The sequence below is a fragment of the Mesorhizobium sp. WSM4840 genome (genome assembly GCF_055811755.1).
Genome location: NZ_JBVVQD010000023.1, coordinates 20,385 through 43,355 on the forward strand (window position 1 = coordinate 20,385; position 22,971 = coordinate 43,355).

Consider the following 22,971-nt stretch of genomic DNA (forward strand, 5'->3'; position numbering starts at 1 on the left):
GCTCGGTGATTTGAGCAAGTGCCTCTGTCGATCGAAAAGGACGGGTCATCGAGCATCTTTTACCTCTGCGTTAGATCTCCAGAATATATTCTGGCTGCACCCGGCCTCTTGCGACGTGTGAAAGAGCCAGGAGATTGCCGCGCAGGCGTCCTCTCCGGTCGATATAGGATTCCGGCCAGAGGCTGCGCGCGAGATTGGCAAGCAGATTTTTGCTCATCAATCTAAGTGCGACAGTCGATGGAACGGTCCCTTTGCGGATGAGGTAGATTGGGTTCGCCACCTGAGAATAGCCGAAACGAACGCCGTTTACGCGACCGCTCTTGATGCCGAGATGAACCCCGCGGATCGACTGCAAAAAGACGACCCGCCCTCTGGCTCTCAATTGGCTGGTGAAATCAACGTCTTCCTGCCACCCATAGAGCACGAGCCGCTCATCGAAGCGCAGGCCGCCGATGAATGCCGCCCTGATCGACATGTTGCATCCATAGGCGCTGAGTCGATCCACGGCGCGCGCTTCAGTCGCTGTGCCGGCTTCGCGAAGCGCCTGGATACCCTCGTCCCACGTGAGCCCTGCAGTCGTCGCACCGTCCTTCAGCACGTTTCCAGTCACCACGGCCCAGTCGGGCTGCTGCTTGAACGCCTTCGATACGCCTTCGAGATAGTCGTCTGCAGGAATGAAATCGTCGTCGAAAAAGGTGATTATGTCGAAACGGTCGCCTGCGATATCGAGGGCGATGTTGCGCTGCGCCGGCAAGCCGGTTTTTCCGAATACGCGCGATACAGGAAACCGGCAAACTATGTTGTTGGGAGTATGATCGGCGTCAGGAGCCGAGACTATCACCGCGTCAGGGAGCAGGGTCTGTCGCTCAAGCTGTGCGAGAAGCCGAGCCACATGTTCCCTGCGACCAAACGTTGCGACTATAACAGCCACTTTCATCGACGATCAACTCTCCTCGCGGGCAATGGATGCAGATACGGCGCGCGACCACTGCTTGCGAAGTGAGCGCGCTATGATCCTAATCCGCCGGTCGCGCCGATACAGCCTGCGCATAAGGTTAGCGTTGAGGCGTGCTTAGGCCCATCGAAGTAGGAGACGTACCTCGTTGGAGTACATCCGGCCTCGGGAGGGTGCGGCGCTTAACCCGATAGGCAACTTGTTTGGACGGGACGGACGACACACAGTCGCTGAGCATCCGGGCAACAAGAATTCCGGAAAAAGGTGCCAACATTCCGTGAGGGGCAAAGCATGCGCCATGTGCGACAGCCGAAAGCAACCACCATGGTGGGCCGTGATGCCAAACATTTGCGATCCATCAGCAAGACGCCATTTGCCGCGATAGACCGCAACGCCCGCATCGCCGTCGTGCATGATTGGTGCCCCAACTTTCGGGGAGGGGAGCAGGTCCTTGCTCGGATCTGCAAGACTTTTCCGAGAGCCGAGGTCTTCACCCTCTTTGATTTTCTCCCGAAGGAAATCAAGGAAGAGTATTTTCCAGGCGTAATTTTCCACGTTTCCGGCATGAATCGACTTCCGTTCGTGGAAAAGTACTACAGGTCACTTTTCTTTCTCTGTCCGTTTATGATCGAACAATTTGATGTCACAGGTTATGACGCGGTAATTTCCTCTTCGGCCGCATTCTCTCGAGGCGTTCTGACTCGCCCAGACCAACTACACCTGTGCTATGTGCACAGTCCGGTGCGGTATGCGTGGGACGAACAATTCTCCTATTTGCAGCAAGCCGGCTTGGGATTTGGACCGAAAGGTCTTGCCTTTCGTTACATGCTTCACAGGCTGCGGACCTGGGACACCCGAACGGCACATGGTCCTGACCTGATGCTGGCAAACTCGAATTATGTCCGCTCTCGAATCGAACGGATTTACGGCCGCGACGCGCGGGTAGTCCATCCGCCCGTCGCCATCGAGGATCTTAAACTCGTCGTCAACAAGGATGACTACTACGTCACGGCCGCGTTCCACGCCCCGTATAAGCGTACGGATCTGATAATCGAGGCGTTCAGCAAAACGCCGTCGCGTCGCCTGGTTGTTGTAGGCGACGAAGTACAATCCAAGCATCTGCGATCGCTTGCCGGCTCCAACATAGTCTTCACCGGTTATCTGCCGCGGCATGAATACATCGAAAGAATCGCCAATGCTCGTGCGATGGTGTTCGCTGGATGCGAGGATTTCGGGATAACGCTTGCCGAGGCCCAGGCGTGCGGCACGCCATTGATCGCCTTCGGCCGCGGAGGTGCGCGTGACATTGTCCGGCCGCTTGGCGAGAGCGCCCATCCGACAGGTGTGCTCTTCGACCGTCAGGCCGTCGATTCCGTAGCTGGGGCCATCGATCTATTCGAGAAAAATGCGCTGTCCATTACGCCGCACGCCTGTCGCATGAACGCGACCCGGTTCTCCGAGGAAAGATTCGACCTGGCGATTCTCGACGCCCTCGGCCTGGCCCAGTCTGTCCAACTCGCTCGCGCAACCGAGTACAATGAACTCTTCGGAGCCGAGAGCTCGACGCGCGATATAACCGGTTCACTTATCGAGCCAATTCTACAATGAATTCATTTGACCTTCACATGGCAAGCAACAGCAAAGCGCTTCGACCGGCCGCGTGTCCGTGCTGCTCGGCGCCCGTCAGCCGGTCAATCTACCGGGTCGAATCCATCCCGGTGCATAGCTGCGTCCTGCTTAATTCGGCCCAAGCAGCCCACGCCTTTCCCCGCCGCGACCTTGACCTCGCATTCTGCGAAGCATGCGGGTTCATATTCAACAAGGCCTTTGACGAAACGGTCATGGGCTATTCGACCAATTTTGAGGAATCCCAGCATTTTTCCAGCACCTTCAACAATTTCGCGAAGGGACTTGCACGCGAGATTGCACAAAAATGTGCGATAGCCGGCAAGCACGTGTTGGAGATCGGCTGCGGCAAGGGTGAATTTCTCCGCGAACTTTGCATATCGGGTGGCGCCACCGGGCTCGGCATCGATCCAGCTTATCGAGCCGACAAAGGCCGTAATGACGAGTACGGCGACGTCAAGATCATCGTCGATTTTTTCGGACCAGACTACCAGCATCTCCAGGCGGATACGGTCCTCTGTCGCCACACGCTCGAACACGTAAGCTCGGTTTCGAGTTTCGTGCGGCTGATCCGCAAGATGATCGGCAAAAGGACCCAGGATTGGGCCGTATTCGAAACGCCCGATGCAAAACGTGTGCTCGTCGAGAGCGCGTTCTGGGACATTTACTACGAGCATTGCTCCTATTTCAGTCCTGGCGCGCACGCACGCCTGTTTCGCCAGGAAGGTTTCGACGTTACCGATCTGGAGCTCGTCTATGACAACCAGTACATAGTTCAGTATGCCCGGCCGTCGGCAGGCCGGACGACACCGAGATTACCGCTCGAGCACGATCTGGAAGTGATGCACCGTTTGGCGGAAACCTTTCCCGCTCGCGTGCGAGCCGTTCAGAATTCCTGGCAGGAGCGCATTCGCGCCGCGCACGCCGCCGGCCGGCGGGTCGTCCTGTGGGGCGGCGGCTCCAAGGCAGTGTCGTTCCTGACGACCTTGCAGCTTGGAGACGAAGTCTGGGCAGCAGTCGATATCAACCCCTACAAGCAAGGCAAGTTTACGCCCGGAACCGGTCACCCGGTCATCGCGCCGAGCGACCTGTTGGACACTCCGCCTGATCTCGTCATCGTCATGAACCCGATATACCTGAATGAAGTGGCGCAATCCTTGATTGCGCTCGACCTGCGACCGGAAGTCGTCGCGGTCTGATTGCGCTCTCGTCAAAGAAGAATCCGGAAAATGGAACGTTCCAAGTCGCCGCAAGTGTCCCTTGGTATGCCGGTTTACAACGGCGAGAATTTCGTTGCCGAGGCGATCCAGTCGATCCTTGAGCAGGACTTCGATGATTTCGAACTTGTCATCACCGACAATGCTTCGACAGATAGAACAGCCGATATATGTTTGGAATACGCGCGGCGGGACAAGCGCGTCCGCTATGTCCGAAACGCACGCAATTTAGGGGCCGCGGCCAATTTCAATCGAGCTTTCGAATTGAGCTCGGGCGAATATTTCAAATGGTGCGCGCACGATGACCTCTTGAGCAGCGGTTTCCTGATGGACTGCGTGCGTGCGCTTGACGCGAATGCCCGCCACGTCATTGCCTACCCGCGACTGCTGGGAATCGACGAGACCGGGCAGCTGACTTCCTATGTCGAAAGGGTGCTGCCGGACATGCAAGGATCGTCGCCCGCGTCCCGCTTCCGGTTGATGGTTGCTGCGCACGGATGGGATGCGGCGATGTTCGGCCTTTGGCGTCGGGATTCCTTAGTCAAAACGACATTGCACGAGCCCTACTACGGCTCCGACTGTGCGCTTCTGGCCGAGATGGCTCTTCTCGGGACGTTTGTTCACGCGCCCAACGCGATACTATACAGCCGCGACCATCCGACGCGCTCGGTGCGGTTGCCGAGCTCCGAACGATTGGCTTGGCAAAATCCTGGCGGCTCTAATGCAAATGCGTTTGAATTGTCGAGGCGGCTAAAACACCTCGTCGCGATTGCCTATCGGCACAGGCGCACAGCACCGATGGGTATGACACTGTTTCATCTGGTTGCATGGATCTTGGATCCGCTGCTCATCGCGAGATTTTGCCTGGAACTTGTGGGCGTTGTTTCTCCGAAGCTTCGTACCAAGCTCCGCGGCGCTGGGCTGGGAGCGCTGAAACGCATTCATGCCGTCTCAAACCGATCTCCTGGCTAGAAACGAGTGATCTGGTGCGGCGCCCGCCGGGAGGCTTTGCATGAACCTTCGCCAAGTCACGCCCGCGGCCGCGGCAGTGTCAGCCTTTCGGAAATTGCCGGAGGGCTCGGGCAAGAGAAATCTGGTGATCGTCCGGGCAGGGCGTAGCTCTTTGCATGCCGGCTGGACTGAGGGGACGGGCGAAGCCGACTTCGATCTTCTCGTGGCCGCCTACGAGCCTGGCGTCTCCCATGGACAGAACGATTTCAGCGTATTTCTGCCGGGGCGCAAGATCGCCGGGTATCATGCCTTGTTTCAATGCTACCCTGAAATTGTGACGCGGTATGATCTCATTGCATTGATCGACGATGACATCGAGGTGACGAAGCTGGACTTGAATCGCCTGTTCGCAATCGGCCGCCAATATAAACTTGATCTGTTTCAGCCAGCGCTGTCTTGGGATAGCTATTTCTCCTACGCAGCGACACTTGTCAGCGGCAAGCGATACTTGTTGCGATATACCAACACGGTCGAGATGATGTGTCCGGTGTTCAGCGCCAGGTGCCTGCAAACGGCGTTGAAATTATTCGGGCTTGGCTACGAGACGGGAATAGACCTTCTTTGGACCCGCCTGACTGACATGCCTTGGTTGCGTTACGCCATAGTTGACGATGTCGTTGTAAGACACACGCGGCCAGTCGGGACAACAAAGTCGCTTCAAGGTTTCGCCGCCAACGAGCGTTACGACGTACAGGTTGATGCCGTGCTGAAGAGGTTCGGCGCTGCGTTTCGCGGGTTCGTAACCTATGCAGCGGTTGACCGGCGCGGGCAGCTCATCCGGTCTCGCTTTCTGATCGGCCTTAACTCGCTGTCCCTTTGGCGGGCGCTGTCCAAGACGCCACTTAAATGGGCGCAGTTTATGCGCCGCTCAACCGACTATACGCGACACTGCTGGCTGAGGCCGGTCAACCTGCAACGGATCGACGTCGATGGAGTGGTAAAGTCAGGCCGCCAACCGCAAAAGGTGGGTCGCCGAATGCCACCGCCTGGATCTACCGAGCGTCCGTCCACCCGCTCATCCGGAAAATCGCAAGGTACTGGTTTCACGTCGTCTTAGATTGTGAGTCTGACTCTAAGGCATCTGGCCTTTGGACTTTCCGGGTAGTCCCCATCACAGTTTCCTCGGTAATGGCGCGCGGCTGCATGGGAGGCGGTGCCACAAACAGCCTGGCGAGGCGTTGGTAGATGCCGAGGTCACCAGCGAATGGACGCTCCAGCAGATGATAGGTTGCGAAACCCACGGCTACCGCCGCCGCCATGGTGGCGGGCGCGAGCAGGGCGCGAGCAGCGTCGTTCAACTCCAACCGATTGGCAACGGCGATGACCGCCGCGATAAAGAAATAGTGTGACAGATATATCGAATAACTTGCGTCACCCGCACGTTGCATCAGTGGAGAGCCGATCCTTGTCCCTGATTGCTCCAGCCCGACTACTCCCGCCACAATCAAGCCGGATGCGATGCCGAACCTCAGGAAGGTATCGGTCGGTGGCGAGACGGGGACGTCGCCGAAACCGATGACTTCCCCTCCAAAAGCGAGCCAAGAGACCCCGGCGGCGAGGCATACCCACCACCTCATGGGATTTCTGGCGGTGCGCGCCGAATCGTGGAAGTAGCCCGCCGCCAGCACTCCCAATACGAAATCCATCAGGATTGGCCGCGTATAGAAAAAAGCCGCGACCCCATAATCGGAAAGACCTCCAATGCTGTTTCCGATACCGGCAAGAGAGACGATAACAGCGGTGATCGCCATGAGCCTGGCGCGTTTGGGCAACAACAACGCGACTGCAAAAATGCTGTAAAAAAACATTTCGTAGTTCAAAGTCCAACCAAGGTAGTAAATTGGGTAAAGGCTATCTGGCGTTTTCTCAAACGGAATAAAAACTAGAGATTTTGCGATTTGAGAAACTTCTATTTGAGTGCTGTTTAAAACATCAGGCATGGTCGCGCTCAAAATCACTATAAGAATTGTGAAAAACGCGTACAGAGGGGCCACCCTAAGGATACGCTTCCTGTAGAATTGAATGGGCCGTATATTTTTATTTTGTGTCGTGCGGACCATGATGAATCCACTTATGACGAAAAATAGGTCCACACCTCCGTATCCAAAACTCCTGAGCCAATGCGGAAGGACGTCGGTCACGATCAGTTCCTGGGTATGAACCCAGACCACCAAAGTCGCGGCGATCGCCCGCATGACCTGAACATTGAAAACCATACCGGAAGGATTCCCGACTTCAACGTGGGCTTGGGCTCCGCATTTTCCTCTCGTCGCTGCCTACAAGGCGGGCGCTCCAGTCAACCTCGACCGGATCGACATCGGTGGGATCACAGACGCAAAGCGCAAGCCGCAGATCGCCGAATTATGCCACAATGATCTCCGCTGAGAGACCGAGCTTGCAGGCGGCCTGGGCAACTTCGTCTCGATAGAGCGGATTCATCACGACGATAGACTGCAGGGGCTTGCCGCGCAGGCTCTCGGGAGCAACCACCGGTGTCCCGGTGCCAGGAGCAAAGCGCCCCTGCTTGTGCGGGTTGACGTCGACCAGCGCCCCAATCCGCGCCCCTTCAGGAACGATGTTGACGAATGTAATGCCCTTTGATCCCGCACCCCAGACAACGGTCTGCTCCGGGTCTCGTGTTGCAAGGTAGCTGCGCCACCAGGCGACCTTGTCGCGATAGGTTCGGTCGAATCGGTGGACGAGCGCATCGATCTTGTCAGATTTTGAATACGGGGCCATCATCCGGGGTTCGCTAGGCTTTGCTTCGATGAAGAGGTACTGGTCACCGAACGACGCGCCCTGGTTAAGCACCTCGAATCCTGCTGTCTCCATCGCCACCCGCAGTGAGTGCGGCGTGAAGTAGGATACATGCTCGTAGATCAGATCCCAGATCCCCATGTCGCGCAATGTATAGAGGGCATTAGGCACTTCGATGTAAAATACGGTGCTCGGCTCAACGCCTGGATGGGAGCGAAGCCCATGCAGGAAGGCGATCGGGCTGGCTATGTGCTCCAGGACGTGACGGCAGGAGACGAAGTCAGGCTTGACGTCCGGATAGGCATCGCTGAACCAGTCATTGATGAACTCGACGCCGGCGACGTCGTCGCCCCGATTGTCTTCGAAGCTCCTGTCGAAACCAATGCCTCTGGCGCCGCTGGTTGAGCAAAGCCGTTTGAGGAAATCACCCTTGCCGCAACCGATATCGACGACCAATTTTCCGTCAATCGCGTAGGCTGTGGACAGGCGACCCGCGAGATCCTCGACAAAGGCCACGAAGCGCGGCGAGAAATGCAGGGAGTTCTCGTAATTCTGCGTATAGCCGATCCGACCATCTTCGAACGCCGCGTTGAAGAAATGTTCACAATTGCCGCAAAACGCGAGGACGAATTGGCCAGTCGGCGCAGCAGCGGCCGACTCTGCGTCAGGGTGCAGGGAATTGCACGAAAATGGGATGGCGTCCAATGATACCGAATGCAGCAGATCCTTGCACCGACAGACCGGACAATCGCCGCGAAGACGCATCGAATTCGTCACCGGTTCATGCGCCTCGCAGGCAGCGCTTTGGACTTGCACGGTCACACGATCCGCGGGGTCGGCACGGGGACGATGAATTTTCCGCCCCTGGCTCGATATTCAGCCTGTTGTTCCATGATTTCATCGAGGAAGTTCCAGGCAAGCACCAGAACATAGTCAGGTTGCGCCTCCAACAGAGCTTCCGTAGAACGGATCGGAATTTTCTGACCGGGCATGTGCTTGCCCTGCTTGTGGGTGTTGCGGTCTACGACGAAGTCGACGAGGTCGCGTCCGATGCCGACCGTATTGATCAAGGTAGCGCCTTTGGCTGCTGCTCCATAGGCAGCAATTGAGGCGCCGCTGGCTTTCAGCCGGTGTAGCAATGTGGAGAGCTCGACTTTCAATTTGTCGACCGTCGCGGAAAAATCGAGATAGTAATCAATGGCGTCAATCCCTCGTGCTCTTTCATGAGCGATCTGGTTGGTGACGCTCGCTCCGACATGTTCCCGCATTTCGACATACAGGCGAAGTGAGCCGCCATGAATCGACAAGTGTTTTACCTCGTTGAGATAAAGGCCATGCCGTCGAAACAGCTTGTCCAATGCCGTCACTGAAAAATAGCAGAGGTGCTCGTGGTAGATCGTGTCGAATTCGCAATGGTCGATCATTGGTTCGACATATGGCGCCTCGATCACCGCAACGCCGTCGTCCTTGAGCAACCGCGCAATGCCTGCAACAAAACCATTGGTGTCGGCCACGTGGGCGAGAACGTTGTTTGCGTGAATGACGTCGGCCCGCATCTTCTGTTGGCGAAGCTTCTCCGCCAGTTCACGGGAAAAAAAGGCCAGGCGTGTCGGCACGCCTATTTTCTCCGCAGCGGCGGCAGGTCCTTCGGCGGGGTCGATGCCGAGTACTGGTATGCCCGCCTCGACATAGTTCTTCAGGAGATAGCCGTCGTTACTCGCCAACTCGATCACAAAGCTGTTGGCATCCAAGTTACGACGCTCGATCAAGTCACGCGCATTGTCTCGGGAGTGCCTCAGCAGCGCTTGCGAGAACGAGGAGTAATAGGGGTAAGCATCGGCAAACAGAATTCTCGGGTTAACCGTCTCCGTGATCTGTACCAAACTGCAATCACAACAGAAGGCGACGTTGAGTGGGAAGGCCGGCTCTTCCTGGTCATCGTCGACGCTCACGGGAAGCCGATCGGCAAGTGGCGTCGTGCCGAGCTTCAGGAACGTGTCGATATGACTCCCGCCGCAGGAGCGGCAAACCTGCTCGGTTACAGATGCTGCACCAGCAATCATCATGGCCATGGCTCCCGGCTGTGTTTGCTCAAACCGCTACCGCAAACTGCGGCATGCGGCGCAGATCGGTATCCAGTTCGCCATCTTGGATCAGCTTCTGCACATGGGCGATGCGCTTGAATCGCTCGCCCTCGAAATCCCCAAGTGCAAGGCCTGCTGCGCGAAATGTGTAATAGAGCTGTTCGATACCGCGCCGCGCCGTCCATTGCGGCTTAAAACCGTGCAGGCGGCGACCAATATAGGTGCAGTCGACGCGATAGCACCGCTTGTCTGGCCCGGCGTCGGGCGCGAACTTCACGCGGCTGTCGGGAACGATCGTTTGCACCAACTCCGCGATCTCCCGAATCTGATAGTTTTCCGTGGTCAAGCCGACATTGAATGCCTCGTTGTGGACCAGCTCTCGCTCGGCTTCGAGTACGGCAATATAGGCCAGCGAAATGTCCTCAACATGGACGATTGGACGCCATGGCGAGCCGTCGCTCTTGAGATAGACCAGGCCGGTCGTGTAGGCCCAGGCGGTCAGGTTGTTGACGACGAGATCGAAGCGGATGCGAGGCGACAGGCCGTAGGCAGTGGAAGCACGCAGGAATGTCGGGCTGAACGATTGATCCGCCATCGGCGCGACCGCTCGCTCCACATTTGCCTTTGAGGCGCCGTAAGGCGTCACCGGGTTGAAGGGAGCATCTTCAGTTAGAAAGCTGTCGCCGGCCGCGCCATAATTGCTGCAAGAGGAGGCATATAGGAACCGCTGGACACCGGCGGCCTTGGCGAGCTGCGCAAGCCTGACCGAAGCGCCGCAGTTGATCTCTTCGGTAAGGAGGGGTCGGTAGTCCCCCAACGGATCGTTTGAAAGTCCTGCGAGATGGATGATCGCGTCGAAGCCGGCGACGTCGTCGATTTCGATGTCACGGATGTCTTTCTCGATCGTCGGCACTTCGGCCAACGTCCCTACGAAAGTGCATGACCGGAAGATGTCGCTGTCTAGTCCCGTGACGTGATGGCCGCGTTCAAGCAGCATCGGAGTCAGGACGGAACCGATGTAGCCGAGGTGGCCTGTAACCAGAACTTTCATCGATCAATTCCCATGTTTTCCAGGGCGCCTGCCCGCTGTCCCACAATTTCTGAAGGAGATGCTTTTCGCGGATGGTGTCCATGCATTGCCAGAAGGATTCGTGGCGATATGCCATCAGTTGGCCGTCGGTTGCGAGCCGTTGCATTGGCGCGTGTTCGAACATGACGTCGTCGCCATCGATATAGTCCTTTATGCCCGGCTCGAGCACGAAGAAGGCGCCATTGATCCAACCCTCTGAGGCCTGTGGTTTTTCTGTGAAGTCGACAACGCGATGGCCATCGAATTCGATGTGCCCGTAGCGTGCCGGCGGACGCACCGCCGTCATCGTTGCAAGCTTGCCATGCGATTTGTGGAAGGCGATCAGTTTATCAAGGTTGACATCCGAAACGCCATCGCCCCAGGTGAGCATGAATGTCTCGTCGCCCATCCAGTCGATCAGGCGTTTTATGCGGCCGCCCGTCAGCGTATTCAGCCCCGTCTCCACAAGATCGACGGACCAATCAGGCAGCGAGTTCGAGTGGCGCTTGACGCTTCCCGATGCGGCATTGACAGTCAAGCTGCCATCGAATGCTACATAGTCACTGAACCAGCGTTTGATGTATTCGCCCTTGTATCCCAACGCGACAGCGAACTCGCGGTGGCCGTATGCATAGTAATGCATCATAATATGCCAGAGGATCGGCTTTGCTCCGATCTCGACCATTGGTTTCGGCCGGATTTCGGTTTCTTCCGCCAGCCGTGTTCCCAATCCGCCAGCCAGAATTCCTACCTTCATTGTTTTCTCACCCCAATCGCCTACAGTGTTTTGCTACCATGCGCAGGTCGGGTTGAACCACACCGAAGAAGGGATGATCGGAACCATCGATGCATGACGTCAGGCATACGATTGGCGCTATGCTCGATACAGCGATGCGTAAGCGGTCTCATCCATTCGACGTAGCAGACTGGCAGGCGTCGGCTGTCATCATTGCACCCCATCCCGATGATGAGACGTTGGGATGTGGAGGGGTCGCCAGCAAGAAGTTCAGCTCGGGCGCCGATATCCGGTTTATTTTCGTTACCGATGGTTCGGCATCCCATTCAAATCGGCTTGATATGGAGGCCCAGCGGATCACCGGTGAGGACGAAGCGATCGAGGCGGTTTGCCGGTTGGGCGGATCTGCCGATCGGAGTGGGGAAAAGGGCAGGCCGACCACGCAAAGGCCTGTTGGTGCGCAATCCCGGCGACTTCAGGTCAAACTGGGAGCAGCAGGAAATCACCTCGCGTGGCTCCCTCAACAGTCTTTCGGTGGCCGATATGAATGACGATGGCCGGCCGGACCTCATCATGGCAATCTGGACGGGCGGTTCGTCGAGCAACTGGTCGGCGAAGGTTTGGAGAACCATCTCGGCGCCCGCGCGGTCGACCTCGACGGCGACGGCGATCGCGAGTTCGTTTCAATTGGATGGGATGCTCCCAAGGATATCCATGTCTGGCGCAACGATCCCACCGTTCCATTGGACCGAAAGGCCGGCAGATACCCAGAATGAGACAATCGGAGTAGCGATCAGCCGGAGGAAGTAGGAGGCGGCCAACCGTTGTCGGGCTCGATCCCGGGTGCACAATCTGTCACCTTCGCGGCGAGCGGCACGGCTGGCCCGCGTCCCGAGGCGTCGCAGATTGGGGAAGAGCGCGTGAGATTGACGGCAAAGTTCCTCGGCGTGTTCTGCGACGCACGCGTCATAGCCAAGGGAGAGGCTGCCGGTCTCAAGCTCGTGGCGCAGAGCGCCGACCCGAACTTTGTTCGCGGCACGTACGAGCCGCCCATCCAACAGGCGATCGCGGCAAACCTGGCGCCCGGCGACGCCTTTTTCGACATCGGCGCGAATATCGGATTCTTCTGTCTCATCGCCGCGCGCCGCGTAGGGCCGCGTGGCCAAGTCTATGCGTTCGAACCTGTCCCCCGCAACGCCGCCGCTGTCGCAGAAAGTGCGCGGCTCAGTGGGTTCGACACGATACGGGTGTTCGCCGAAGCCGCGGGCGCGACAACCGGTCGTGGCCAGCTTCTGCTCGCCCATCACATCGGCGGCGCCACACTTGCCTCGGCGGGAGCACCGCCGGACATGAATGGCCGGCTGGAAGTCAGCATAGTCACTATTGACGATGCCATCGCCCACCGAGGCCTCAGGCCGCCCTCGCTGGTCAAGATCGACGTGGAAGGCGCCGAAATCGACGTCCTGGGCGGTATGACGGAAACGCTACGGAGGCACCGTCCGAAGGTGATTTATGAGGTCGACGATGCATCACGCGAGGGGCTCGACCGCAAGGCCCGAAAGATCGCGGAACTCCTGACTGCTGCAGGCTACGCATTGAAACCGCTGCCAGCCTCCTATGGCAATGGAGGATGGCGGGTCGAACACGTCCTGGCGCAGCCGGTGGGCGCCTAAGAACTATATTTGCGGCGCTATCGAAGGGAATCTCATACAAGGACAGCAAGCGTGATCAAACGGGAAAAGCGAGGCGGTGCGCGACTTCTGCCCGGGGCTGCGACACGTCATCGATGCCTTGAAGAACCTCGTACGATTCTCGCGCAGTCCATGACGTGAGGAGGGTCTAGTTGTTGCACCGTCATGACTGGGCAGAAACTGCTGAAGAGGCTGGGTCCGGCGTTGCCCGGCCGGAGGTTCTTGTCGCAGACAATTTTCAAGACGAACGCGCCCGCGGTGCGGTAATTGGCACCTTGGCAGTTAAGGGAGGTATCAGGCGAGGACGCGACATCGAACGTCAGATCGCGATCGATCACGGAGCACTTCGTTTCCAGCCGCTCGTCAGGCCAGGCTGGGGCCGGCAAGGGATCTCCTATGGTCCCTTTCAGCGAGAGGCTGGTCTGGTCCTATTGGTCTCGATCACCAACGGCCACAACACATCGCAGGGATCGCCATTGCCTGAAGACCTCGCCAGGCGAGTCTACCGTTGGCTGCGAGGACCCGGCATTGACCCATGGCCCGGCCGTCTGGTTTCCCTGATGCGTGCGCCACGAAAGAGGCTCACCCTTCGCCGTTTTTGGTGGTGGACGCTTAGCACCTCCAGGACCTACCGGGGATCGAACATCGACGAGAACCTGGCTGTCGGTTGGTTCCCCAGTGAGGCGCCGATTAATCCCGTGGAAGAGGGCTGCGGCTTTGTCGTGCATGCCGCCGAAGGCGAAAACGGCGAGTTGTGGGCTCGTGTAGGAAAGCAATGCCTTAGTGCGTTTCGGCGCCTAAAGAACGTTCATGTCTATTACGTCGTGGCGTTGCGAGAGCAGGGCGCTATCTATTATGCGGCCGCCGACCAAAAAGCTCACGGTCTTGCCGCTTTTCCGATGATGCGTCCGATCGCGATCGATCCTTTCAACAAGGACGAAAAGCTGTTTGCGGGTGTTCATCAGTCGGCACTTGGCCAGATCGGGTTTCGGGTCGACACACGCGTCCAAGCGGTTCAAGTCGGGCGGATACCTGAATTTTCGACGCTGTTTGGCACCGCCCACGCTGCCGATGCACTCGTTGAAGGCTGGCCGGGGCAAATCGCTGCGATCGGGGGGCGGTGGCATTTTTCGCAGGACGCTGGCGGTAACCTATCCGTCGTCGATCCTGGTCGCCCTTCAGGATTGATCCACGGACTGCTGGAAATTGGCGCCGTCTCGGATGTGTGTGGTCTCGTCTTTCGGTTTCGGGACAAGGACAATTTCTGGGTGCTGAAACTGTCGACGCTCGGATGGACCTTGGTGCGCAAGCAATCGGGCAAAGAGATTGCGATCGTGACCGGTACGGAACACGCTTTGCGCGAGTGTACTACTCATTCGGTCCAGATTCTTGACTGGAACGGTCAGGTGAGCTGCTTTCTGGACGGGTTTCGCCTTTTCGAAGCGTCTGTCGAGGCCGATTCAGTCGAGAACGCTACCGGAGTAGGTATATGGAAAAGCTTCGACAGCGAGCCGCGCTGGCATAATTTCGAGGCTCATCCTTGCGAAGTTCCCATCCCATTAATGGCGCCTCTGGGGGCACCTTGGAAGCAACTCGGAGCAAGCCTGTCCTACGCCGACGGCTTTACCGGTACTGCCGGCGAACTAGATCGCCGCACGTCGGAGCTGGGCGGCGGGCAATGGGCCAGAACACTGGGCACCGGGGTCATCGACGTCGACGGGCTGGGCAGCGCCCGTGTGCGCGCGAGCGTAGACACGCCGAACCCGGGTCGAACATTCTATTCGCTGCCATGGGACCTACCGGGATTCGCCGATCTCGAGGTCACAATCGAGCCTCCTGGGGAGCGCCGAGGACAAGATCAGCGCGGCCGGGCAGGACTGCTTTTCTGGCAAGACAGCGACAACTACGTTTGTGTCACGACTTGGCTCGACGACGTCTACCACGGTGCTTCGATTTCGGTGTTCATCAAGCGGCTCGGCTTTGAGGAACTTTATGACGCGGTTTGGACCAATGTGGCGGACAAGGTCGTTTGGGGAAAACGTTTTCGCATGCGCGTTGCATTCGACGGAAATCGGTTTGCAATCTTGATCGACGACGAACTGGTGATGCAGCGAAGCCTCACCGACATCTATCCCGATGATGCCGCCCTTCAAATTTTGCGGGTCGGACTCGCCGTCAACTGGGAGTGGGGAGATGACACGGGCTCGGTGTTCACGTCGTTCAAGGCCCGGCGCTGAGCGAAAGAGCGGTTTCCCTTTCCAAGCCGTGAACGGTTGGGCCTTATCGTACAGGTCCCGGGTCGACTGGGCTTTTTTTCCCCCGAATAGAGATCGGCGACCAGCGCGGCTCCCTGGCGTCCCAGTTTTGCCGCCTGCCTGGATCTCCAAGAAGGCCGATGATTTGGGCTGCAAGCGCTTTCGGGTCATTCTTCTCAACCACAACGCAATGGCGGCTTCGACTGCGGCCTTCGTGAGTTGCATCCACACGAGGCTCCACACGCAAACACACCAGCGATAACCATGCCTACGCCCCAACGCGCCGCCGACTACCGAGCCTGTAAGCGTGCGACGGCAAACAGTCGAAATTCAGTTGCCGCTTTGAGGACTGCCGCCGGTACGACACCAAACGCCTGGATCACAACGATGGCGCTGGTCCATTTTACGGGCGCCTCCAAACACGGTTGGTCGAACGCGGCCGCGATGGCACCGGCGGATATCCAGATAAGTGCAGTGATCGCAACGCCTGTCGCCGCTACGAGGCAGAAAGCCGAACCAAGGTGGATGGGATCGATTTCCTCTCGCTGGATATTGGCGTCAGGTAGACCCCTCGTTACCGGAGCAGCCGGAATATTGGGCACCACCATGGCGAGCGCCGCAAGCCCGAACGCCTCGGGGCCAAGGTGCCGCGCCACACCACAAATACGCCGAACATTGCGATCTGCCGGCCCCAGGTCTTGACAGCAGCCCAAACAGCGCCAGTGACGACCTGTCGGCCGAAAACGTTCATTGAACCCCCTGCTGAGGCTCGTTCTGAAACAGAACCGTGTGTCTCGAGCGAAACTCATACGAATGGATCAATTCCGCCACGATCTGTTCTCCACTTACCTCGCCGCTGTCCAGTTTCGATACGTAAGCAGAAAGCCCCTGGCCGTCTGGCTCCCGTCCCAGCAATGTCCGATAGAGAAGGGCCACAAATTGCGCATTTCCAAGCCCAACTGGCTGATTGTCAGTCCTGAATTCGACCGAAAGCAACATCTTCGTCAGTGTCGGAAAGATAGATGGATCCTTCTTCATCGCGACGACCTCGCGCCACTGCTCGGTCGGAGACGGCATGCGACGCAAGATTAGGCAGTAAGCATATGCAATCTGGTTGGCATGGTTGAAGGCAGACTTGTCGAACGCATCAAGCGAACAGGGGTGAAATGCACCGGCATCGGCAATGGGGGGTACCGACGTCTGGGCCGCAGGCGGCAAGCTCTTCGTCGAGACCGTCGGCGAACTCAAGCCGGCATCGCCGTCCGCAATGACTTTCTTTACGGCATCATATGCCAGCTTTTGCCCGCTCGGCGCCCATAGCCCGTTGTCACGCTTCTTCAGGCGGACGAGGCCCATAAAGGCCTCGTAGCTTGGCGCCCAGTACGTCTCGTCGAGCAGTTCGTAGATATGGGCAGCTTCCAATCCATATAGAGATTGATATCTGCGCAGGAGCGTCATGATCTGGACCAGACCTTCGGCCTGCTGCTTTTCCCCTCGTTGGCTGCCGCCGCTGTAGTTGAACTCTGTCAGCCAGATGGGTTGGCCGAACGTCGCCAGGAATTTGAATGCTTCCTCCGGGTCACCCTCGTAAAGGTGCCAGACCGATATATCCCATTTGATACCGTCCTGCAGCATGCGGATGAACGCTGCGCGGTGACCCCAGCCGGCCGTTCCCATTGCTTTTCTTATGGTCGGATCCACTGCGACGGTTGCATCCGATAGACCGCGCAACACTGCGCTTACTTTCGCCCAGCGCGGACTGAAATAGTCGGACGTCTCGGTGCCCCCGGCAGGGCCCCAGGAGCAGTTGTATTGTATTCCGCTGTCCTGCATCTCGCAGGGCATCAAGATAGCGTAGTTCTCCATCTCGTTGCCAAGCTCCCAAACGCGGATGTCGTCCTTGAAGCGGGATACGAGTGTCGACGCGAGATCGTAGGCCTGCGCATAGAGGTCATCGACGGATTCATTGTCGAGGTCTAGTTCGGGCGTGATTACCGGTAGGATCTGGACTCCGCGCTCCTTGCCCGCTTTGACCAGTTCGGCAAGTTTGGTGGCGCTGTCGGCGCTGGAAATGTTGACGCGATACGACTTCATGCCGAGGTCGCGGATATAGTCGAGTTGCTGTTCGATCGATATCCCAGGATAGGCGTTGAAGGGATGGCCGTTCACCCCCCATAGCAAATCCGCTGCGCACGAAGCCGTCATGCCAAGCAGGCATGCCAGGGTTGTCCAAAGACGTCTGGTCGCGGCGACGGCCCGTCTAATGGAACCTGGTTGCGATGGATTGGTCGGCCGCTGCATCAGCGCGAACATGCTTGTCTTGCGCCAGACATTTTCGGCATCACTCCATTCGCTGAACTCTGCCTGACATCCATCCGAGCACGACGATTGAGACCTGCCGCACTGCCCAACGCAGTCTACCACTGCCGCGCCACGCCGAACCTCAAACATTTGGCGTAAACGCCCATGATTTGCCACGCCATTCGGATGAGAGCTGCCGGGAAGCCTCTCGGGCAAACGACCGGTTACGTCCCAAAGGCCAAGATGACCCTGCCGTCTTGGTCGTCCAAAGTCGCGGAACTGAGACATGGCGCTGGTGACCAAAACCCTGTGATGACACGACATTGGACGATCAACGGCCGTTTTCTCGCGCAGCCGACCACCGGAGTTCAGCGGTACGCACGCGAGATCGTTTCGGCGCTGGATGCCTTGATCGTGGGCCAAGCTCCCTTGGCGCGGGATCTAACGGTCGAGTTGCTGGTCCCACCGGGGACGCTTGACAAATTGTCCTTAGCCGCGATCCGTGTCAGGACTGTCGGCAGCTTCGGGGGGCATGCATGGGAGCAAGCTGTGCTTCCGGCCTATCTTCGCGGCGGCCTGCTCAGCCTCTGCAATACGGGCCCTCTCGCCGTACGCCGGCAGGTGCTGTGCATTCACGACGTCAATACACGGGCATGCCCACAGAGTTATTCATTTCCATTTCGGCTTCTTTACCGCACCTTAATTCCTGCCTTGGGCAGGACCGCGCTTAAGGTCGCGACAGTATCGCAATACTCTGCAGCTGAACTGACGCGCTATGGCGTGTGCCCGGCGGCAAAGGCCGAGGTTGTGGGTAACGGGCATGAACATGCGCTGCGATGGGCTTCTTGTCACTCGGAACAAACCCTGGCAGTTGCCGGCCCTGGTACGATCGTCGTACTCGGCAGTTCTATCCCGCACAAAAATGTCGGCTTGATCATTGGCATGCACGACCGCCTTGCCGCGGCGGGGCTACGGGTTGTTGTTGTGGGCGCGTCAACGCCCCGTGTTTTCGGCAGCATTGGCAACAAGACGTCGACGAACGTCATTTGGCTGGGAAGAAGGTCGGACGCGGAACTCGGCGCACTTCTGCGCGATTCCCTATGCCTCGCGTTCCCCTCCCTGGTTGAGGGTTTCGGACTGCCGCCCCTCGAAGCCATGACACTTGGATGTCCGGTGGTCATGTCGGACCGTGCCAGTCTGCCCGAAATCGGCGGGGATGCGGTTTTGTACGCATCACCTTGCGATGAGAATGCATGGTTCGATTGTTTCATGCGCCTGGTCCACGAAAAAGGCCTCAGAGCCAAATTAATCGCACGCGGTCGCGCAAGGACGGCCCGATTTCAGTGGGCCGCGTCGGCGCAACGGTATTTGGAACTGATGGCCAGCGTAGATGGATTTCCAGACGTGCCACCACTTAGGGAAGTCGAATGCAGTCCGAATGAGCGACGTGCGGCCGCAGCGCCCTAAACCGACGGTCACTGCCACCATTCGGGGAAGGCCGTGCGTGCGGCTTCGGCCAGCGTCGCGATCTCCTCGTCGGGAACCGAGCTGTAGGGCCAGAGCAGTCGCGGGCCAAGCGGCGCCCAGCCGCCGGCCGCCACCATCGCTTTGTCGAGCGCCGCATCGCTGACAGCGTAGCGAGCGCGAAAAGGCAGAACGTGCGTGGCGAGAAAAGCCTGGATGCGCTTCTCGACCTCGGCAGCGGCTGCGACGTTGGTGCGGATCATCTGCCACCACGTCACCGCGCCCTTCGGGTTGAGGCAGGCAACGTTGGAATAGCTGCCGTGGGCGCCCAGTGCATACCCAGTCGCCAGCGTATGGCCGGGCACGAAGATCGAAAATCCCGGCAGTTCGCGGCGCATGTCGGCGTACCAGCTGGCGTCGCCGCCCGGCAGCTTGGCGCCGACCAGCGACGGCACGGCCGCACGCAGCCCGGCGATGCCTTGGAGCATCAGGCGGCGCTTGGCGTGCGGTGGATTGTATAGCACCAGAGGCATGTCAGGCGCGGTCTCGCAAAGACCGCCGACGAAGCGCATGACCTCGTCATCGCTGGGCGGCCACCAATCGGGCAAGGTGAATTGCACTGCCGCCGGGCGAAGCGCCGATGCCCGCATCAACCGCTCGCGCGCGACGCGCGGATTGGACTGGCTGATGCCGATCTGGAAGGGCAGGCGCGAGCGGCCGGCTATCGCGGCCACCAGGTCGCAAAGACGGTCGAACTCGGGTTCGGTCTGGCAGTGGAATTCGCAGGCCGTGCCGTTGGAATAGATGCCATCGACACCTGATGCACAGAGCCGTGCGACCGTCTCGCCCGTCGCCTCCCAGTCGATCGCTGCACGATCGTCGATGGCCAGCATCACCGCGCCCCAGACGCCGCGCGGCGCGTGTGCGGGCAAGTGGCTCAGGTGGTCGTCCGGTTCAGCGCGCACCGGCGATCTCGTGTTCGCGCCGGGTTTCGTTCGACGCAAAGGCGGCCTCGATGATGCCGATGATCTTGCGACCATAGGCGCCGTCGACCGGCACCGGCTTGTCGTCGGCAATGGCATCGCGCATCGCGCTCCACTCACGCACCAGCGCATTGTGCATCCAGTTCGGCTCGAAGGAACCGGGCAGGTCGATCCAGGTGGTATCGCGGCCAAGCATCGTGCCGCGGTCCATGTCGATGCGCAGCGTCCCCTGCTCGCAGACCAGGTCCATAGCGTAGCCGGCCGCGCCATTGCGATAGCCGACGCTCTGCACCTGGCCGAGCCCGCCGCCGGCGAAGCGCAGTCCGAGCAGGGCGGTGTCGTCGGCTTCCTGGTCATGGAACTTGGCGCCGAGCATGGCGCTTACCGACACGACGTCGTCATCCATCAGCCAGACCAGGCGGTCGAGCGCATGAATGCCGGCGGTCAACAGCATGCCGCCGCCGGTCGCCTTGCGCAGATGCCAGTCGCGGCGATTGTGCTCCATCCAGAGTTTGATGATCCAGCTCGATCCGATGAGCGGCCGGCCGAGCGCTCCTTCCTCTAGCGCCTGCCTGGCGGCCATGCAGGGCAGGGCGAGATGCATGAGATGGGCGACCATCAGCTTGACGCCACCGGCGGCCACGGCGGCATTGATCGCATCGCAGGCCGCCGCCGTCGGCGCCATCGGCTTTTCGAGCATGATGTGCTTGCCGGCCCTTGCCGCACCGATCGCCATCTCGGCATGGAGATGGTGAGGGCTGGCGATGAGGACGGCGTCGACATCCCTGTCGTCCAGCAGCTTGCGCCAGTCGGTGTAGCCGCGACCACCGTGTTCGCTGGTGAAGGCGGCCAGGGCATCGTTGTTCCCGCGGCACGATGCGACGAGATGCAGGCCGTGCACTTGCTTGATTGCCCTTGCGTGGGCCGCGCCGAAATCGCCGGCTCCGATAATGCCTATTCCAATCATCGTCCTGCCTTGTCATACGCGGCGTCGATCAGCGACATCGCCGCAACATAGTCATCGATTGAAGTCGCCGGCGGCGCCGTTCGAGCCAGCCGGTCGAGCGTGTCGCTCATGCACAGCCGGTAGCGCGTCGCCGGCAATTCGATCGCCAGGTCGACGATAGCGCCATCGTCGAGCGTCGCACAGATGGCGCGGTCGCCATAGTCGATGAGGGTCGCATTCTCACTGACGATGCGCCATTCGAAGTCGCCGCCGGGGCGCATCGACGCGAAAGTGTATCCGGCCTCGATGATGAACAACGTTCCGGCAGCGTCTTCCAGCATAAGCAGCGCATGATCCTCGACCAAGGCGCGGTGAATGCGGTTCTCGATCGAAACGGCTTTCAGTCCAAGCCCGCCTGTTGCCAGACCGAGCGCGGCGTCGACGCCGTGTATGCCTAGGTTCCTCAGCGCGCCGCCGCCGCCGATCGCCGGATCCACGACCCAGGCAACGCCTTCGGCCGCGTAGCGCTGCGGCGGGCCGTTGACCAGCCGGAACTGGCAATGCGCAACCGCACCGGCGCGGCCTTGGCTGCGCAGCCGTTCAAAGGCAGCGACGGCCGGCCCAAAACGGTTGGGCAGGGGAACGCTGACAAACGCCTTGTGCTGCCTCGCCAAGTCGCGCAGCGCGGCCAACGCTGCGGTGCTGCTCGCCGCCGGCTTTTCCAGGATCAGCGGTATGCCGGCTTCGATGACGGCACGCGCTAGCGCCGGCACCGTCGAAGGATGTCCCATCAACAGGACCACGTCGGGCGGGTTGGAGAGGATTTTCGCAAAATCGGTGATGAACGGCAAATGATGGCGCGCCGCGAAGGCGCGTGCATGCTCCGCGTCCTCATCCCAGATGCCGGCAATCTCGGCGCCACAAGACTTTGCGGCGTCGAGATGCATTTCGGCGTGCCAATGGCTTGAGCCGGCCAGAACTATCTTCATTCAGCGATGTAATCCTCTTGCTTGCAGGATATCCTACAAGTCGCTATGCTACAAGCATCGACCGCTTTTGCGACGCGCCATCGGGCGCATTTGCAGCGGCTCTGGGAGCAAAATGCCGGAACCCAAATCGATCTCGGAGACCAAGTTGATCTCGGAACAAAAATCGATCGAACCGCTGACCCGACCGCCGCTGCTTCACGTCAGCGTGCAGGAGAGCCTCAGGAAATATATCCAGAGCAACAAGCTCAAGGCGGGGGACCCCTTGCCTCCGGAGACCTTCCTGGCGCAGCGGCTCGGCGTCGGCCGCAACTCGGTGCGTGAAGCGATCAAGGCGCTGGAGTCGATCGGCATTCTGGAGACGCGTCGCGGCATCGGTGTGTTCGTCAAGGAATTCTCGTTCAAGCCCTTGCTGGATAATTTGGCATATGGCCTGCAGGACTCGTTGCGCGACGTCGAGGAGCTGCGCGAGATCCGCCGGGTCCTTGAAACCGGCCTGATCGCCAAGACGATCGAGATGATCAGCGCCGAAGACATCGCCGCGCTGCGCCAGCTGACCGAAAGCATGCGGCGGCGCGCCGAGCGCCAGGAGAGCTTTGCCGAAGAGGACCAGCAGTTCCACCAGCTGCTGTTCCGCTGCCAGAACAATCACATGCTGAGCGCGCTGATCGACATCTTCTGGGTGGCGTTCAACAAGGCCTCGAACTTCACCAGCCTCGACAATCCGACACCGCTGGCGACGTGGCGCGACCATCACGAGATCGTCGAGGCCGTCGCCGCCAAGGACGTCGACCGGGCGCGCGAGCGCCTCGACGACCACTACAGGGGTATTCAGCAAGTCATCGCCAAAAACCGGATTACCTGACCCAACGCCGGACTACCTGACAATG

General features: G+C 59.1%; 20 protein-coding genes. 9 read left to right on the forward strand and 11 right to left on the reverse strand.

Annotated features, from left to right (window positions below):
- Positions 1-70: 70 nt before the first annotated feature.
- Positions 71-937: a glycosyltransferase family 2 protein gene (locus AC0L3I_RS25985; RefSeq protein WP_473528720.1), complete on the reverse strand. Its 867-nt coding sequence runs from the start codon at positions 935-937 to the stop codon at positions 71-73.
- Between the two features lie 342 nt (positions 938-1,279).
- Between AC0L3I_RS25985 and AC0L3I_RS25990 the strand changes: the two genes are divergently transcribed.
- From AC0L3I_RS25990 to AC0L3I_RS26005, 4 genes are all read left to right on the forward strand, one after another.
- Positions 1,280-2,563, forward strand: coding sequence for a glycosyltransferase (locus tag AC0L3I_RS25990; RefSeq protein ID WP_473528778.1), 1,284 nt, complete (start codon positions 1,280-1,282; stop codon positions 2,561-2,563).
- 233 nt (positions 2,564-2,796) lie between these two features.
- Positions 2,797-3,780 carry a class I SAM-dependent methyltransferase gene (locus tag AC0L3I_RS25995; protein ID WP_473528721.1) on the forward strand — a complete coding sequence of 328 codons (984 nt, stop codon included), beginning with the start codon at positions 2,797-2,799 and terminating at the stop codon, positions 3,778-3,780.
- 30 nt (positions 3,781-3,810) lie between these two features.
- Positions 3,811-4,770 (forward strand): glycosyltransferase family 2 protein, encoded by a 960-nt coding sequence (locus AC0L3I_RS26000; RefSeq protein WP_473528722.1) that lies wholly within the window; start codon positions 3,811-3,813, stop codon positions 4,768-4,770.
- Positions 4,771-4,810: 40 nt separating this feature from the next.
- Positions 4,811-5,866, forward strand: a complete 1,056-nt coding sequence (locus AC0L3I_RS26005; protein ID WP_473528723.1) for a DUF707 domain-containing protein — start codon at positions 4,811-4,813, stop codon at positions 5,864-5,866.
- Here AC0L3I_RS26005 and AC0L3I_RS26010 read toward each other — a convergent pair.
- The 5 genes from AC0L3I_RS26010 to rfbF all read right to left on the reverse strand — a co-directional run bounded on the left by AC0L3I_RS26010 (position 5,853) and on the right by rfbF (position 11,476).
- Positions 5,853-7,025, reverse strand: coding sequence for an acyltransferase family protein (locus AC0L3I_RS26010; protein ID WP_473528724.1), 1,173 nt, complete (start codon positions 7,023-7,025; stop codon positions 5,853-5,855). The two genes, AC0L3I_RS26005 and AC0L3I_RS26010, sit on opposite strands and share 14 nt — an antisense overlap.
- Positions 7,026-7,170: 145 nt before the next feature.
- Positions 7,171-8,343, reverse strand: a complete 1,173-nt coding sequence (locus AC0L3I_RS26015) for a class I SAM-dependent methyltransferase (protein WP_473528725.1) — start codon at positions 8,341-8,343, stop codon at positions 7,171-7,173.
- Between the two features lie 41 nt (positions 8,344-8,384).
- Positions 8,385-9,638, reverse strand: a complete 1,254-nt coding sequence (locus tag AC0L3I_RS26020) for a class I SAM-dependent methyltransferase (RefSeq protein WP_473489089.1) — start codon at positions 9,636-9,638, stop codon at positions 8,385-8,387.
- Between the two features lie 19 nt (positions 9,639-9,657).
- Positions 9,658-10,701, reverse strand: a complete 1,044-nt coding sequence (locus tag AC0L3I_RS26025) for an NAD-dependent epimerase/dehydratase family protein (RefSeq protein WP_123149260.1) — start codon at positions 10,699-10,701, stop codon at positions 9,658-9,660.
- The gene (gene rfbF / locus AC0L3I_RS26030) at positions 10,637-11,476 is read right to left on the reverse strand and encodes a glucose-1-phosphate cytidylyltransferase (protein WP_077381112.1); all 840 of its coding nucleotides are present in this window, start codon (positions 11,474-11,476) and stop codon (positions 10,637-10,639) included. Before rfbF ends, AC0L3I_RS26025 begins: the two co-directional genes overlap by 65 nt.
- Positions 11,477-11,565: 89 nt before the next feature.
- Here rfbF and AC0L3I_RS26035 point away from each other — a divergent pair, with 89 nt between their 5' ends.
- From AC0L3I_RS26035 to AC0L3I_RS26045, 3 genes are all read left to right on the forward strand, one after another.
- Entirely contained in the window at positions 11,566-12,006 is a 441-nt protein-coding gene (locus AC0L3I_RS26035; RefSeq protein ID WP_473528726.1) for a PIG-L family deacetylase, read from the forward strand.
- 369 nt (positions 12,007-12,375) lie between these two features.
- Entirely contained in the window at positions 12,376-13,128 is a 753-nt protein-coding gene (locus AC0L3I_RS26040; RefSeq protein WP_473489087.1) for an FkbM family methyltransferase, read from the forward strand.
- Positions 13,129-13,298: 170 nt separating this feature from the next.
- On the forward strand, positions 13,299-15,383 hold the full coding sequence (locus tag AC0L3I_RS26045; protein ID WP_473528727.1) for an oxidoreductase: 2,085 nt from the start codon (positions 13,299-13,301) through the stop codon (positions 15,381-15,383).
- Positions 15,384-15,691: 308 nt separating this feature from the next.
- Here the strand turns inward: AC0L3I_RS26045 and AC0L3I_RS26050 are convergent, their stop codons facing one another.
- Together AC0L3I_RS26050 and AC0L3I_RS26055 are read right to left on the reverse strand one after the other, a co-directional pair.
- Positions 15,692-16,057 carry an oligosaccharide flippase family protein gene (locus AC0L3I_RS26050; RefSeq protein WP_473528728.1) on the reverse strand — a complete coding sequence of 122 codons (366 nt, stop codon included), beginning with the start codon at positions 16,055-16,057 and terminating at the stop codon, positions 15,692-15,694.
- A gap of 91 nt (positions 16,058-16,148) precedes the next feature.
- Complete coding sequence (locus AC0L3I_RS26055; protein ID WP_473488814.1) at positions 16,149-17,606, reverse strand: DUF4214 domain-containing protein; 1,458 nt, start codon at positions 17,604-17,606, stop codon at positions 16,149-16,151.
- Between the two features lie 408 nt (positions 17,607-18,014).
- Between AC0L3I_RS26055 and AC0L3I_RS26060 the strand changes: the two genes are divergently transcribed.
- The gene (locus AC0L3I_RS26060; protein ID WP_473528779.1) at positions 18,015-19,169 is read left to right on the forward strand and encodes a glycosyltransferase family 4 protein; all 1,155 of its coding nucleotides are present in this window, start codon (positions 18,015-18,017) and stop codon (positions 19,167-19,169) included.
- Positions 19,170-19,177: 8 nt separating this feature from the next.
- Here AC0L3I_RS26060 and AC0L3I_RS26065 read toward each other — a convergent pair whose 3' ends face one another.
- From AC0L3I_RS26065 to AC0L3I_RS26075, 3 genes are read right to left on the reverse strand one after another with little or no spacing between them, the layout of a single operon-like run.
- A complete protein-coding gene (locus AC0L3I_RS26065) occupies positions 19,178-20,131 on the reverse strand; it encodes a dihydrodipicolinate synthase family protein (RefSeq protein ID WP_473488764.1) in 954 nt (317 codons plus the stop codon).
- The gene (locus AC0L3I_RS26070; protein WP_473488765.1) at positions 20,121-21,116 is read right to left on the reverse strand and encodes a Gfo/Idh/MocA family protein; all 996 of its coding nucleotides are present in this window, start codon (positions 21,114-21,116) and stop codon (positions 20,121-20,123) included. The genes AC0L3I_RS26065 and AC0L3I_RS26070 overlap by 11 nt, the downstream gene beginning before the upstream one ends.
- Positions 21,113-22,084, reverse strand: a complete 972-nt coding sequence (locus tag AC0L3I_RS26075; protein ID WP_473528729.1) for a Gfo/Idh/MocA family protein — start codon at positions 22,082-22,084, stop codon at positions 21,113-21,115. The genes AC0L3I_RS26070 and AC0L3I_RS26075 overlap by 4 nt, the downstream gene beginning before the upstream one ends.
- 112 nt (positions 22,085-22,196) lie before the next feature.
- Between AC0L3I_RS26075 and AC0L3I_RS26080 the strand changes: the two genes are divergently transcribed.
- Entirely contained in the window at positions 22,197-22,946 is a 750-nt protein-coding gene (locus AC0L3I_RS26080; protein WP_473488767.1) for a FadR/GntR family transcriptional regulator, read from the forward strand.
- Positions 22,947-22,971: the final 25 nt, after the last annotated feature.